Raw genomic sequence first — 14,624 nt, 5'->3', positions numbered from 1 at the left:
TAAACACATTATGTAGCGTTATGTATGCGTTTATTGCAACATTTGCGCTTTCAGTCGAATGATTTCATCACGTATCCGTGCTGCTTGTTCAAACTGTAAATCTTTCGAGGCTTTCAACATCTCTTTTTCAAGCTTAGTAATATGCTTACTAAACAATTTTGGATCTGAGAGAATATGTCTTTCATCGGCACTCAAAGCTTGTGCTTGTTCAAGTACTTTCTCATCAATTTCATCATCTGAAAGCACTTCACCTGAATCAATTTCTTTGATGACCTGACGAACGGCACTACGTGGCGTAATACCATGTAACTCGTTGAACTCGATTTGTTTCGCTCTACGGCGCTCAGTCTCATCTATTGCTTTTTGCATAGAATCAGTAATTCGGTCAGCATATAAAATTGCTTTACCTTTTACGTTACGCGCAGCACGGCCAATCGTTTGAATAAGTGAACGTTCCGAACGTAAAAAACCTTCTTTATCTGCATCCAAAATAGCAACTAAAGAAACTTCTGGCATATCGAGACCTTCACGCAGCAAGTTAATACCGACTAAAACGTCGAACACACCTGTACGTAACTCATGAATAATTTTGACACGTTCAACCGTATCAATATCCGAGTGTAAATAAGCGACTTTAACCCCATATTCTTTTAAGTAAGAGGTCAGATCTTCTGCCATACGCTTTGTTAAAGTAGTCACCAACACACGTTCATTTAGGTTCTTACGAATATTAATTTCAGAAAGAACATCATCAACTTGAGTTAATACAGGGCGAACTTCAATTTCAGGATCAATTAGTCCTGTTGGGCGTACCACCTGTTCAACCACTTGGTCAGACTTATCTAACTCATATTTTGCTGGCGTCGCACTGACAAAAATGGTCGTCGGTACAATGCGCTCCCACTCTTCAAATTTCATTGGTCGATTATCAAGTGCGCTTGGTAAACGGAACCCGTAATTCACTAAATTTTCTTTACGTGATCGGTCACCTTTATACATCGCCCCAATTTGAGGAACAGTAACGTGTGATTCATCAATAATTAACAACGCATCTTCAGGTACATAATCAAATAAAGTTGGAGGTGCTTCACCAGCTGGACGACCCGATAAATGACGTGAGTAGTTTTCGATACCATTGGTATAACCCAACTGTTGCATCATCTCTAAATCATAACGGGTACGCTGCTCAATACGCTGGGCTTCCAGCAATTTGTCATGTTCACGGAAGAACTTAAGTTGATCTTGTAATTCATCTTTAATCGTATCAATGGCACGAGTCAGATGATCTTTCGGCGTTACATAGTGGCTTTTTGGATAAATCGTAACACGTGGAACTTTACGGACCATTTTACCCGTTAGCGAGTCAAACCAACGGATCGAATCGACCTCGTCATCAAATAGTTCAATACGAATCGCGTGTTGATCAGATTCGGCAGGGAAAATATCAATAATTTCGCCGCGAATTCGATATGTACCACGTAAGAACTCAAGTTCATTACGCGTATATTGCATTTCAACCAAACGGCGGATAATTTCATCACGACTTACGCGGTCGCCCTCAACCACATGCAGTAACATTTGCATATAAGCATTTGGATCACCCAAACCATATATTGCAGAAACCGATGCCACAATAATTGCATCACGACGCTCTAATAAAGCGCGTGTTGCCGATAGCCGCATCTGGTCAATGTGATCGTTAATGGCTGCATCTTTTTCGATAAAAGTATCTGAGGATGGAACGTAAGCCTCGGGTTGATAGTAATCATAATAACTTACGAAATACTCAACCGCATTATTAGGGAAGAACGCTTTAAATTCGCCATAAAGCTGGGCAGCCAAAGTTTTGTTATGGGCCATCACAATTGTAGGTCGCTGTGTTTGAGCAATCACATTTGCCATGGTATAGGTTTTACCCGAGCCAGTTACACCAAGTAATAACTGATTACGAAAACCATGCTCGATACCATTTACCAGCTTTTCAATGGCCTGTGGCTGATCACCTGCTGGCTGATAATGAGTGACCAAATCAAAAGGTTGATTTTCGTTCAAAGTTATCTCTCTTTATGAAAAATTGAATTTAACGTCTCCCCTTTTAATGGGGATTTTTCTCTTAATTTAAAGTCTAAATTGAGCTGGAAATTCAATGTAAAAGATTAAGCATCTTAACACTTGACCAATACCCTAATCGGTTGCAACATGAAGCTAACCATTAAACAAAAAGTATAACCATGACCTATCAATATCATGATGAAAGTATTGTAACTGAACTTCCCGAAGATACAGTTTTTGTATTTGGAAGTAATCTTGCTGGACAACACAGTAGTGGTGCAGCACGTGTTGCAAGTCAGCACTTCGGAGCAGTTGAAGGTGTAGGTCGTGGCTGGGCAGGCCAAAGCTTTGCAATTCCAACTTTAAATGAACATATTCAACAAATGCCTCTTTCACAAATTGAGCATTATGTTGAAGACTTCAAAATTTATGCAAAAAATCATCCTAAAATGAAATATTTTGTCACGGCATTAGGTTGTGGCATTGCTGGTTATAAAGTTTCCGAAATCGCTCCTCTTTTTAGAGGGATTCATCACAACGTTATTTTTCCGGAATCATTTAAACCCTACGTGGAAGATAATGCGGTATCTCAATTTCCGACTTTGACTCAAAAGATGGTACAAAGTTTCATTAATGATGAAGTTATTTTTTACTTTAATCATGGCAGTGAATCTTTTGAAGAAGCTTTAGATAAAACTGATTTATCAGATGCTGAAAAAGCGATAGCACTTATTGTTTTAAATGAAGAGTTATATCCACGAGATCGTTATGGACGAGGCCGTGATCATGAGCTTAGTGATATTTTAGGGAAGCTGAACGGTAAAATTTTCAATCTTCATGGAAACTCTGAAGGTGCCATGATTTTTGTAAGTGCTGTTGTTGCACTGATGGAGCTTTATGATTTTGATGAGCAAGATTTTATCAAATTATGGCGTGGTGAAAAAAATATTGATCACCCTATTAATCGTTAAGTTTTCTTATAAATTTATGAGCTAAGCAGATAATCTCTGCTTTCTCACTATTTTATTTTTACTTACATTTAATCCTTTTATTTTTAATTATTCTAATATATTTAACTCTTTATCCTCCCAAATCTTAATTTTTCTCATTATACTTTAAGGCAAACTGAATACTTAAAGAAACATATGGAAACTTTAGATTCTTCGATTTTTGACCTTAGCCCCATACCAATGTGGATTGAGGATTTCAGTGAAGTTAAACAACAGTTTAATTTATGGAGAAATCAAGGTATTGAAAACCTCCACGAATTTTTAAATCAAAATAAACATTTAGTTATCGAATGTGCTCATAAAATTAAAATTATTCGCGTTAATCAAAAAACTTTAGAACTTTTTGAAGCAACAACACACGAAGAACTATATTCGAATTTGAATCTTATTTTTAAAAAGGAAATGTTCGAATCACATATTTATGAGCTTGAAGAGTTATGGAATGGTAAAACCCATTTTTCAAGCACTACTGTGAATTACACCTTATCAGGCAAACGTATTGATGTTCAGTTAAGAGGTTCCATTTTACCTGGTTCTGAATCTACCTTTGAACGTGTATTAATTACTACAGAAGATATTACCCCTTATCAAAATGCACTGCGTCAGGAAGAAAAAAATCGTCGCTTAGCTGAGTCTATGTTTATCTACTCGCCTACTTCGTTGTGGGTTGAGGATTTCAGCCGTATAAAAAATAGAATTGATCAACTTAGGCTATTAGGAATTGAAGATTTCAGAACTTTTCTAGATGTTCATCCTGAATTTGTGCGCCAATGTATAGAAGATATTTTAATTTTAGATGTTAATCAGGCCACAATGGATTTGTTTAAAGCTCCTGATAAATCCACACTTTTAAGAAATACACATAAGATTTTTGCTGAAGAAATGATTGAGACCTTTCGGGAGCAACTCATCGAATTGTGGCAAGGGAATATCCATCATAAACGTGAGGCTGTTAACTACGCTTTAGATGGCCAAATAAGAAATGTGTTGCTTCAATTTACCGTTTTTCCCGGATATGAAGATACTTGGGGGCTGGTACAAGTTGCACTAACAGATATTACTGCACGAAAAAAAGCGGAAAACTACCTTGAATATTTAGGGCAACACGACGTCCTGACCAAACTATATAACCGTGCTTTTTTTACAGAGGAACTAAATCGTTTAAACCGAAGTATTATTCGTCCTGTTTCTTCAATTTTTTTAGATATGAATGGTCTAAAAGAAACAAATGACCAGTTTGGGCATGATATTGGAGATGGTTTATTACGCCGTGTTGGAAATATTTTAAGTCAGGCTATTTCGAATACAGCGTATACCGCATCTAGAATCGGTGGTGATGAGTTCGTGATCTTAATGCCAGGTGCAGATGAAGCGAACGTTCAAATTATGCTTCAAACGATTCAAGAGCTTTTTAATATCGACAATCAATATTATTCAAGCCATCCAGTTAGTATTGCGATTGGACATGCAACCACTCAAACAAATGAACAAATTGAGGACATGCTAAAACGAGCAGACCATCACATGTATCAAAAGAAAAAAAGTTATTATCAAGAAATTTTATTTAATCAATAAAAAAACAGGCATATTGCCTGTTTTTCAAAATTAGCGTTTTCCCATAGAACGACGGGTACCACGTGGAGGCATCCATGTTCTATCCGCGTATTGCTCTGGTTTTGGACGCACTTGATTGTGGACCGCATCATCTGCTTGATTACTTTCATTCGGCATTGGAAATGGCAATTTCACCAAAGCCTTTTTCTGTTTTGGCTGTTGCTCAGTCATGATTCATTCTCGAAATTTCGATTGCGGTCTATTATAAATGATTTTTATCATTTCTTTTCAAAAAAGCTTCAATTGAGTAAAACAGCAACAAGAACCTTCTTAAATTAAACTTTTTTACATCTAAACATACCCGTATCCGCAAATTGCTTAATTTTTGCGATAAGATAGTATGCTTTTTATTTTTTAATCCCATAAGAGGAATATTGCCGTGGACGTACGTCTTTCTGATCGTGTCAATGCTATCAAACCGTCCCCTACACTTGCTGTAACTAACAAAGCTGCTGAACTTAAAGCTGCTGGCAAGAACGTGATTGGTTTAGGTGCTGGCGAGCCAGATTTTGATACCCCTCAACACATCAAAGATGCTGCAATTGAAGCGATTAATAATGGTTTCACCAAATATACGGCTGTAGATGGTACTCCTGGGTTAAAAAAAGCAATTATTGCTAAATTGAAGCGTGATAATAATCTTGATTATCAAGCAAACCAGATTTTGGTTTCATGTGGTGGTAAGCAAAGTTTCTTTAACTTGGCACTTGCTCTATTAAACAAAGGCGATGAAGTTATCATTCCAGCACCTTTCTGGGTAAGCTATCCAGATATGGTCATTATTGCTGAAGGTACTCCAGTCATTGTGAAATGTGGTGAAGATCAACGCTTCAAAATCACTCCTGAACAATTAGAAGCTGCTATTACACCTAACACTCGTTTAGTAGTATTAAACAGCCCATCTAACCCAACAGGCATGATTTATAGCAAAGCTGAATTAGAAGCTTTAGCTGAAGTTTTACGTCGTCATCCACAAGTATTTGTTGCATCTGACGATATGTATGAACCGATTCGTTGGGAAGACGAGTTCTACAATATCGCAACTGTTGCTCCAGATTTATATGACCGCACAATTGTTTTAAACGGTGTTTCTAAAGCATATGCAATGACAGGTTGGCGTATTGGCTATGCAGCCGGTCCAGCAAAAATCATTGGTGCAATGAAAAAGATCCAATCACAGTCAACTTCTAACCCAACTTCTATTTCACAAGTTGCTGCTGAAGCTGCATTGAATGGTCCACAAGATGTTTTAGAACCAATGATTGAAGCGTTTAAACGTCGTCATGACTTAGTTGTAAACGGCTTAAACGACATCAAGGGGATCTCTTGCTTACCTGCTGATGGCGCATTCTACGCTTATGCAAACATTCGTCCTCTTATTCGTGCAAAAGGCTTAAAGTCTTGCACAGAATTTTCTGAATGGTTACTTGAAGAAACTGGCGTAGCAGTTGTTCCTGGTGATGCATTTGGTTTAGGCGGTTTTATGCGTATTTCATATGCAACTGCGGACGAAGTACTTGTTGATGCATTAGCACGTATCAAAAAAGCTGCTGAATCAATCGAAGGTGTTGATGCTGCGATTGCATCAATCGAAGCTGAAAAAGCTGCCAAATAATTTAAAAATATAAAAAAGGCCTCAAAGTTGAGGCCTTTTTTTATAATTAAAATTATTCTAAGTTAAATAAAGCGGCAACCTCAGCCTCGGTCAATTTCTTTGTATCATTTTGAAAATTATAAAAATCAGGCTTTGAATCAATAAAAATTTCTATATCCAGCTTCAAGTCTTTTACTGGTTCATCTAAAGAAAATGCATTGATATTGCAGTAACTTTGATCTTTTGTTCTCCAAAAAATTGTTGTTCCACAAGCATTACAAAAACCTCTTTCACCCCATTCAGAAGAGTTAAAGATACTCAGATGTTTTTGCTGATTAAACTTAAGACTACCTTTGACAACATCAATCGTCATAATGACACCACTCGTTTGTCGACGACACATTGAACAATGACAAACATGTACATCATGATTTTTTAATTCAACTTCAAAAGTTGTTTCTCCACACAAACATTGACCATTCATTATTATTTTCCATACTAAATTTATATTTTTAGAGTTATAAAATATTCTGCTCAACCAAAATTTACAAGTTTATAAACTATAAAGTGGCCCATATTTCTTGTATTTGTTAACTTGACAATAGAAGTTTTAACGCCTAACTTAACATCAAGTTCCATTTTAGAACTTTATTGATTTAAGGACTCAAAAAATGAAAAATCCGATGGAAATGACTGGTCTAGAATTTTTACAAGCTATGATAGAAGGCCATATTCCACCTGCAAGTATTAGTAAAACCATACCTATGCAACCTACTGAAATTTCGGAAGGATCTGTTACTTTTAAAGCCCAAGCAGATCAAAACCATCTAAATCCACTCGGTGGAGTACATGGCGGTTTTGCTGCTACAGTCCTAGATTCAGTGACTGGCTGTGCAGTACATACGATGTTACCTGCGGGTGTAGGTTACGGCACAATCGACCTTAACGTAAAAATGTGCCGCCCTATTCCCCAAAATCAGGCTTTAATTGCAACAGGCAAAGTTATTAATTTAAGTAAAAATTTAGGTATTTCTGAAGGAAAGATCATTGATGAGGAAGGCAAACTGTATGCCTATGCAACAGCAACCTGCATGATTATTCGCCCATAATGATTAAAGGCAGCCTTAAACCGCTGCCTTTTTTATTGAATCACCTGAATTATCTGGACGTTTACAAGTTTGTGCAATCACATACGGCGCCCAAATATTTTTAAGTTGGAGCTCTATAATTTCTTGATGCTCTACAGACCAAGCTAAAACTTTATTTTTACCCAGCAATAACTCACCTTCTAATTGGAAAATATATAAAGATTCAGAGGAGTTTAGTAGTTTCGAGCTTTTTAAAATCTTAAGTGAATTATGCACATTCCATTTAGAGCTAAACCAAAGCTGCAATAAATCGCCTAAATACAAATTCTGCTTTTTGAAAGGATAAGTATTAATCCATGCACTTTCTACGGGTGTGTAATAAGATTCTGATTGATTTAAGATATTCAGATAATTGTGTTGATAGAAATCAAAATTAGAAAAAATAGAAGCGATCGTAAGCGTTTTCATACTTATCTCCGATTTAGCCATTTTAGTGCTGGCAAGTTGGTTTAAATCCACACTGTTTGGATTTCTCCAAACGCTTGTTCTTTTTTGAATCTAGCAATTGATTTTTTAAAGTGCAAGTAATTTCTTAACTCATCACTCAACTGATCAAATAAAAAGCATACGACACAAAAATGAAGTAAACATGGCAATTTAGACTTGACCCTTCTCAAAATCTCCTTATAATCGCATGCAGATTCTCCCATAGCTCAGTCGGTAGAGCGACGGACTGTTAATCCGCAGGTCCCTGGTTCGAGCCCAGGTGGGAGAGCCAAATACTAAAAAGCCCGCAGCATTAAAGCGGGCTTTTTTTTGCCATAAATTTATCAATAACTATAAAAAAATCCTCTATCAGCAGATAGAGGATTTAATTTTTTATTAGAGTCTTTGTTAGGTTTAAGGGTCCAATTTAACTCTAAAGAATCTATTCTCAAGTTATTATTCGACTTCAACCACTTTTAAAGGATTAAAAGATTGGGTGGTCGGCATCATTTCAATACGATTAATATTAATGTGTGGAGGTTGTGAAGCAATCCAAGCTACCGTATTTGCAATATCTTCAGGCAAGAGTGGATTCTTTTTATCATATAGGCTGTTTACTTTATCCTCATCACCTTTAAAACGCACAAGCGAAAATTCAGTACCTCCACACAACCCTGGTTCAATATTAGTTACGCGCACACCAGTACCGGCCAAATCAGCACGAAGATTTAGACTAAATTGCTCCACAAATGCTTTGGTTGCTCCATACACATTGCCCCCTGGGTATGGGTATGTACCTGCAATAGAGCCCATATTAATGATTAAACCTGATTTTTTCTTTACCATACTTGGTAAAATTAGTCGGGTAATCGTAACAAGCCCTTTTACATTGGTATCAATCATCGTATACCAATCATCTAATTCTGCTTTATCTGCTGGTTCCAATCCCAATGCCAATCCAGCATTATTCACCAATAAATCAATTTGACCGATTTGAAATTCGGCTGGCAAATCAAGCAATGCCTTATTTATATTTTCTGCCGTATCCGTCATGTCAAATACTAATGGGTAGAATTTCTCTCCAAGTTCTTGTTTTAGTTCTTCTAGTTTTTCTGCTCGTCTTCCACAGCCAATAACTTTATATCCTAGCTCAAGCAGCTTTTTTGAAATGCTATAACCAAAACCTGCCGATGCGCCTGTAACTAATGCTAACATTCTTATATCCTTAGAAATGATCAACTATTTCAGTTGAACTCATGATGAACATATCAGCCTTTATATTTACACAATATTTATTATTAGCCTAAAAAAATAAAAGTTTTTTAAAAATTTTAAGAGAAATTAAAATCTATAAAAAATATATTTATTAAATAATTATATGTATTAAAAAACTAAAAGCAGAGCATGCTTACTGTCTAAGAGATAATGTTCACCTAATAAAAAAGTTTACCGTGAAAGGTAAACTTTTTTGTTTGAGACATCCAAGACTAAGCAGGGATACCACTATGAAAACGGAAAGTATTATCTGGCGTTAAAATCAGATTCTTTTCAACTTCACGGATATGATCAATTCGCTGCTGAATATCCTCTTTAGGATCTTTCATTTTTGCAGTTTTTGCCACATCAAGCGCAAGGGCGAGATAGTCTTCAAAATGACGAGACTCTGACTTAAGCAAGTATCGATAATAACGTCCTAACTCATCATCTACACGCGGAGCAAGTGCATAAAAACGCTCACATGAACGAGCCTCTACGAATGCACCAATCACCAGCACATCAATTAAAGCTTCAGGTTCATACGTACGAATCTCTTTACGTAATCCACCTGCATAACGTCCGGCACTTAAACCAGTCCACTCTTGACCACGCTTAGCCATAAGCTCAAGCACTTGTTCATAGTGAAGCATTTCTTCTCGTACAAGCTGAGCAAGTTTTATTTGTAAGTCAGGAAAGAAGCTATAACGGAACATTAAGTTCATTGCTGTACTAGCTGCTTTCTTTTCACAATTAGCATGATCTTGCATCAAGATATCTAAATTATTGATTGCTTCATCCAACCATGCTTTTGGTGTTTGACAACCTAAAAAGGCGATCACAGGTTGCATTAAATCATCGTAATTGATACTCGACATAACCAACTATCCTGCGGCCTTAATCGCGGTTTTCATATCTTTAACAGCTTGAACCAGACCTACAAAAATACTTTCAGCAATAATTGAATGACCAATGTTTAATTCATGAATTTGTGGAATAGCTGCAATTGGTGCAATATTTTTAAGGTTAAGGCCATGACCAGCATTTACAACCAAACCTTTTGAAGCTGCATATTCAACGCCTTTGATAATACGCGCCAACTCAGCTTGTTGATCCTGCTCTGTTTCCGCATCTGCATATGCACCCGTGTGCAACTCAATCGTAGGTGCGCCACACGCAACTGCTGCATCAATTTGAGCTAAATCAGCATCAATAAATAATGATACATCGCAACCAATAGCCGCTAAAGTTTGAGTTGCAGCTTTAACTTTTTCAAAGTTACCCACTACATCCAAACCACCTTCAGTTGTTACTTCTTGGCGTCTTTCTGGCACAAAACACACGTGCTGAGGCTGAATTTCTTTCGCAAACTCAACCATTTCATCAGTAACAGCCAACTCTAGGTTCATACGGGTTTTTAATAATGGACGCATACGGCGTACGTCATCATCTTGAATATGGCGACGGTCTTCACGCAAATGCAAAGTAATCCCCTCTGCACCAGCTTGTTCACAAATAAGAGCAGCTTCTACAGGGTCTGGATAAGTAGTACCGCGCGCCTGTCTCAAAGTAGCAACATGGTCTATGTTTACACCAAGCAATGCAGCCATAAATAAATCCTAATTACGATTGAGTTTGAGTATTTTGAATCCACAATTGTCGACTTTTTAGGGGACGATCTCCTAAAAGCGATGTAATCATTTGACGGTATAGTTTACCTAATAATTGCAATTGTTCGTGAGAAAAATCCTGACCTTGCTCATAATCCAACATAGATAAAATTGCTTTACCTGACAATGAGGAACGGCTTGCCTGAACAACGGGCGCAAAACCTTCAGTCACCTGAAATTGATAAAACTGGTGAGCCTGTATTGGCTGTTGTTGAGTATCAATTGAGAAATCAATCGCATAACCCAACTCAGGAAGTAAAACATGTTCGAACTGACGCAAAATCTGTCTCAGAAAAAGATCAGGATTTTCATGGGAAGATAATTGCTGTAATTGAAGCAAAGTTAATTGATATTGCTCAAAAGATTGCGGCATTGCCTCTTCTAATGGGCAAAGTCTAAGAACAATTTCATTTAGATAAAAACCAGCAAAAAAAGCATCACCAAAAAAGAAAACAGGCTGATTTAATATTTCCAGCTTAGTAAAATTTTTGAGTTCACTTTTACCCGTGGCTTGTAGCCGAATAGGCTGATATTGAGGGGGGGGAGTCTGCCTTAAGATGCCATCGACTCGCCCATATTCCTGAGTAAAAAGATGCACAATATGACTTTTTTCACGGTACTTACGGTGATGAATCATATATCCATGGAGGACTTCATTGCGCATCATAAAAAGAATCTATTCCTCAGATTCTTTTTCTTTTTTGTCATCCTCATCATCACCATCAGGAATAACAGCACCTACAACAGCTGCTGTACCTTTAACTACACCTTTAGTAGTTTTATAGGCGATACCTACTGGTACGGTTACAAGCTTATATACACAACCTTGTAACATCAATGTACATCCAACTATAGCAATTAACGATGTAATTGTTTTCATACCAGCATCCTTATCCTTTAGATATCACTATACCCTAAGCTTTTTAGAGCACGCTCATCATCAGACCAGCCACCCTTCACTTTTACCCAAAGTGTGAGCATAATTTTTTGCTCAAACATTTTTTCCATGTCTTTACGAGCATCCATACCAATCGTTTTAAGCTTGGCACCTTTTTCACCGATCACAATGGCTTTTTGACCAGCGCGGTCTACAAAAATCGTTGCATCGATATAGGTACAAGCTGGTTTTAAACGACCAGTTTTTTCATTAACAGTTGCTTCTTCCGTTTTAAAAGATTCAATTTGTACTGTTAAATCATAAGGAAGCTCTTCACCCAACTGACGCATGATTTTTTCACGAATAATTTCACTTGCCAAGAAGCGTTCAGAGCGGTCAGTAATCTGATCAAATGAATACAATGGTGGTTGGTAAGGAAGGTACTTCTCAATCGTTTCACTCAAGTGTTCTAAGTTTGCACCACGCAAAGCAGAAACAGGAACAATCTCAGCAAAATTCATAAGTTTGGCACGTTCTTGAATGAGAGGAAGAATCTCTCTTTTATCTTCAAAAGTGTCCGCCTTATTAATGACCAAAATAACTGGCATTTCAGCGTTCTTGAGTTTTTCAAGCACTAAATCGTCGTTTTGAGTCCACTTATAAGCATCAATAACGAATAAAACTAAGTTAACGTCACGTAATGCAGAATGAGCAGCACGGTTCATCATTTTATTAATAGCACGCACTTCTTTTTTATGCATACCTGGGGTATCTACATATACCGCCTGCATCTTTTCGCGCGAATCAATACCAATAATTTTATGACGTGTTGTTTGAGGTTTACGCGAAGTAATAGAGAGCTTTTGACCCAATAAATGGTTCATGAGGGTAGATTTACCCACATTTGGACGTCCCACAATCGCCACAAATCCGCTCTTAAAATCCGAAGGGATTGTTACGCCTTTGGAACTAAAAAATTGATCAATCAGATTATTAGGATCTTGGTTTTCATTTGAATCTGGATTGATTTGATCAGAATGCATCGACATGCAGGTTATTGCTCCAATAACTTTAAAATTTCCGCCGCTGCTGCCTGCTCGGCAAAACGACGACTTGAACCCTCACCATAAATCTTCGGTAAACCATCTACCACACATTCCACTTTAAAGTGCTGATGAGGTGCATCACCCTGAATATCTACAACCTCGTAAACAGGGAGAGGTTTTTTACGTGCTTGTAGATACTCTTGTAAACGTGATTTCGGATCTTTGAGTTGATCCGTAGGTTCTATATGGTCTAAATAGGGTATGTACCATTTTAGCACAATATCTTTAAGTAAGTTGAGATCACCACTATCAAGATAAATTGCACCAATAATCGCTTCTACCGTATCTGCTAATATTGACTCACGATGATGACCACCAGATTTCAACTCGCCTGTACTTAATATTAAACACCGACTAAGTTGCAAATCTGTTGCAATCTTACCTAATGCTTCTTGACGAACTAAGGTCGCACGCATACGCGTGAGACGACCTTCATTTTCATTTGGATAGGCATGATATAGATAATTAGCGATTATCATGCCTAATAATGAATCGCCGAGAAACTCTAAGCGCTCGTAATTGTATTTGTGACTCACCGAACGATGAGTCAAAGCTAACTGTAACAATTCAAGCTGCTTAAATTGATATCCGATTCGACTCAGTAAGCGAGGATCACTTAGTTTGAACTGATGTTTTATCAAAACTCTTCTCAAATGTTAAAACTAAATCAATATTGAATAAGAAAGGTTTTCTTACTTCATATTTCTTTTTGACCGTTAGACCTGACTGATTAAACACTTGAGCGATCTCTTTAAAGTGGAGATCACGAATATTGTTCATTTCGAGTCGCTGATCCATTTGTGTTACAAACTTTTGTGGTGTGATCTCAGAAGAGCTTTCTTGTAAAAGCTCTTCTATCTGATTATTAATCAGCCGATCATCCCAATATGCTGGCCAAACTGCAAGTACAGCTTTTACTGCAATCGCAAATATAACCACCCCAAATAAAATTGCTAAATACGAAGTACCCTGTTGTGCCTTACGCATTTCTTTTTTTCCTAATGGTTGTTTTTAATCTATTTTTCCATTTCGGCTAAAGTTAGGAAGGTGTAAACCCGGTTCTTTATGCATCCACACGTAGAATGCTCGTCCTGTTAAGTTTTCTTCAGGAACGAACCCCCAGAAACGACTGTCTGCACTTTGATCGCGGTTATCCCCCATTGCAAAGTAATGTCCTTTTGGTACAGTCACTTCCCAATATAAACCGTCTTGGTTCGCATATTTACCATTTTCAACATAGTTGATAAACGGTGCTTGGCGCGCCACATTTACGCCTTCAAGCTCACGCATCGTAAAGGTATGCTCACCAATCGTCTCTTTATGATAAATAGACGTTGGCGTATCCATCACATCTTTTTCACGACTGAACTGTGTTAATACTTTCGGTACTTTTTGCCCATTAATAATTAATTGCCCATGGTCATAAACAATATGATCGCCAGGTAAACCGATTACACGTTTAATATAGCTAATAGTCGGTTGAGGTGGATAACGGAATACAATTACATCACCACGCTTCGGTTCACCTACGTCAATAATTTTCTTATTAACGATAGGTAAACGTACACCATAATCAAATTTATTCACCAGAATAAAATCACCAGTTTCTAAAGTTGGCACCATAGAGTCCGATGGAATATTAAATGGTTCATAAAGAAATGAACGGAGTATAAGTACTACAGCTAAAACCGGCCAAAAGTCATAGGCCCATGTAATGACAAAATTTTCGTTCCCGCGTCCTTTATTTGCACGCTGTTTTAATACAAGTTTATCTAACAACCACACTGCAAATAGAATCAGCGTAACTGGAACAAGAATTAAATTAAAATCAAAATCCACATGACCTCACTCGCAGCCTCGCTGCTTGTATTAC

18 protein-coding genes and 1 tRNA gene are annotated in these 14,624 nt (G+C 37.4%); 5 read left to right on the top strand and 14 right to left on the bottom strand.

Features of this window, described 5'->3' with window-relative positions:
* Positions 1-30: 30 nt before the first annotated feature.
* Positions 31-2,052 (bottom strand): excinuclease ABC subunit UvrB, encoded by a 2,022-nt coding sequence (gene uvrB, locus RFW85_RS13335; RefSeq protein WP_170249577.1) that lies wholly within the window; start codon positions 2,050-2,052, stop codon positions 31-33.
* Between the two features lie 179 nt (positions 2,053-2,231).
* On the opposite strand from uvrB, the gene RFW85_RS13330 reads away from it, so the two are divergent.
* Positions 2,232-3,023: a hypothetical protein gene (locus RFW85_RS13330; RefSeq protein ID WP_069123836.1), complete on the top strand. Its 792-nt coding sequence runs from the start codon at positions 2,232-2,234 to the stop codon at positions 3,021-3,023.
* Between the two features lie 174 nt (positions 3,024-3,197).
* The gene (locus RFW85_RS13325) at positions 3,198-4,637 is read left to right on the top strand and encodes a sensor domain-containing diguanylate cyclase (protein ID WP_170249576.1); all 1,440 of its coding nucleotides are present in this window, start codon (positions 3,198-3,200) and stop codon (positions 4,635-4,637) included.
* 30 nt (positions 4,638-4,667) lie between these two features.
* Here RFW85_RS13325 and RFW85_RS13320 read toward each other — a convergent pair whose 3' ends face one another.
* Entirely contained in the window at positions 4,668-4,847 is a 180-nt protein-coding gene (locus RFW85_RS13320; protein WP_002118942.1) for a hypothetical protein, read from the bottom strand.
* Positions 4,848-5,055: 208 nt separating this feature from the next.
* Here RFW85_RS13320 and RFW85_RS13315 point away from each other — a divergent pair, with 208 nt between their 5' ends.
* Entirely contained in the window at positions 5,056-6,291 is a 1,236-nt protein-coding gene (locus RFW85_RS13315; protein WP_019457670.1) for a pyridoxal phosphate-dependent aminotransferase, read from the top strand.
* 52 nt (positions 6,292-6,343) lie between these two features.
* On the opposite strand, the gene RFW85_RS13310 is transcribed toward RFW85_RS13315, so the two are convergent.
* A complete protein-coding gene (locus RFW85_RS13310) occupies positions 6,344-6,754 on the bottom strand; it encodes a GFA family protein (protein WP_170249575.1) in 411 nt (136 codons plus the stop codon).
* 187 nt (positions 6,755-6,941) lie between these two features.
* On the opposite strand from RFW85_RS13310, the gene RFW85_RS13305 reads away from it, so the two are divergent.
* Positions 6,942-7,379 (top strand): PaaI family thioesterase, encoded by a 438-nt coding sequence (locus tag RFW85_RS13305; RefSeq protein WP_068565491.1) that lies wholly within the window; start codon positions 6,942-6,944, stop codon positions 7,377-7,379.
* 15 nt (positions 7,380-7,394) lie between these two features.
* On the opposite strand, the gene RFW85_RS13300 is transcribed toward RFW85_RS13305, so the two are convergent.
* Positions 7,395-7,826, bottom strand: coding sequence for a hypothetical protein (locus RFW85_RS13300; RefSeq protein ID WP_017399262.1), 432 nt, complete (start codon positions 7,824-7,826; stop codon positions 7,395-7,397).
* Positions 7,827-7,867: 41 nt separating this feature from the next.
* Positions 7,868-8,014 (bottom strand): hypothetical protein, encoded by a 147-nt coding sequence (locus tag RFW85_RS13295; protein ID WP_170249580.1) that lies wholly within the window; start codon positions 8,012-8,014, stop codon positions 7,868-7,870.
* 46 nt (positions 8,015-8,060) lie between these two features.
* Between RFW85_RS13295 and RFW85_RS13290 the strand changes: the two genes are divergently transcribed.
* Positions 8,061-8,136 (top strand) — tRNA-Asn (locus RFW85_RS13290).
* Between the two features lie 164 nt (positions 8,137-8,300).
* Here RFW85_RS13290 and RFW85_RS13285 read toward each other — a convergent pair.
* The 9 genes from RFW85_RS13285 to lepB form a co-directional block, all read right to left on the bottom strand.
* Positions 8,301-9,059: an SDR family oxidoreductase gene (locus RFW85_RS13285; protein ID WP_170249574.1), complete on the bottom strand. Its 759-nt coding sequence runs from the start codon at positions 9,057-9,059 to the stop codon at positions 8,301-8,303.
* Between the two features lie 272 nt (positions 9,060-9,331).
* Positions 9,332-9,976 carry a tRNA-(ms[2]io[6]A)-hydroxylase gene (locus RFW85_RS13280; RefSeq protein WP_170249573.1) on the bottom strand — a complete coding sequence of 215 codons (645 nt, stop codon included), beginning with the start codon at positions 9,974-9,976 and terminating at the stop codon, positions 9,332-9,334.
* A gap of 6 nt (positions 9,977-9,982) precedes the next feature.
* A complete protein-coding gene (gene pdxJ / locus RFW85_RS13275) occupies positions 9,983-10,708 on the bottom strand; it encodes a pyridoxine 5'-phosphate synthase (protein WP_170249572.1) in 726 nt (241 codons plus the stop codon).
* 13 nt (positions 10,709-10,721) lie between these two features.
* Entirely contained in the window at positions 10,722-11,435 is a 714-nt protein-coding gene (locus tag RFW85_RS13270; RefSeq protein ID WP_016146115.1) for a DNA repair protein RecO, read from the bottom strand.
* 9 nt (positions 11,436-11,444) lie between these two features.
* Positions 11,445-11,648 (bottom strand): NF038104 family lipoprotein, encoded by a 204-nt coding sequence (locus RFW85_RS13265; protein ID WP_005067833.1) that lies wholly within the window; start codon positions 11,646-11,648, stop codon positions 11,445-11,447.
* A 17-nt stretch (positions 11,649-11,665) separates the two neighbouring features.
* Entirely contained in the window at positions 11,666-12,688 is a 1,023-nt protein-coding gene (era, locus tag RFW85_RS13260) for a GTPase Era (protein ID WP_079381034.1), read from the bottom strand.
* An 11-nt stretch (positions 12,689-12,699) separates the two neighbouring features.
* Positions 12,700-13,392, bottom strand: coding sequence for a ribonuclease III (rnc, locus tag RFW85_RS13255; protein ID WP_005067830.1), 693 nt, complete (start codon positions 13,390-13,392; stop codon positions 12,700-12,702).
* Positions 13,364-13,738, bottom strand: a complete 375-nt coding sequence (locus RFW85_RS13250; RefSeq protein ID WP_005067828.1) for a DUF4845 domain-containing protein — start codon at positions 13,736-13,738, stop codon at positions 13,364-13,366. Before RFW85_RS13250 ends, rnc begins: the two co-directional genes overlap by 29 nt.
* A gap of 24 nt (positions 13,739-13,762) precedes the next feature.
* Entirely contained in the window at positions 13,763-14,590 is an 828-nt protein-coding gene (lepB, locus tag RFW85_RS13245) for a signal peptidase I (RefSeq protein ID WP_130173523.1), read from the bottom strand.
* Positions 14,591-14,624: the final 34 nt, after the last annotated feature.

The sequence above is a fragment of the Acinetobacter sp. 12966 genome, assembly GCF_031196995.1.
GTDB classification, from domain to species: Bacteria; Pseudomonadota; Gammaproteobacteria; order Pseudomonadales; family Moraxellaceae; genus Acinetobacter; species Acinetobacter geminorum.
The sequence above is the reverse complement of the archived record's forward strand: the minus strand, read 5'-3'. Positions and strand labels throughout refer to the sequence as shown.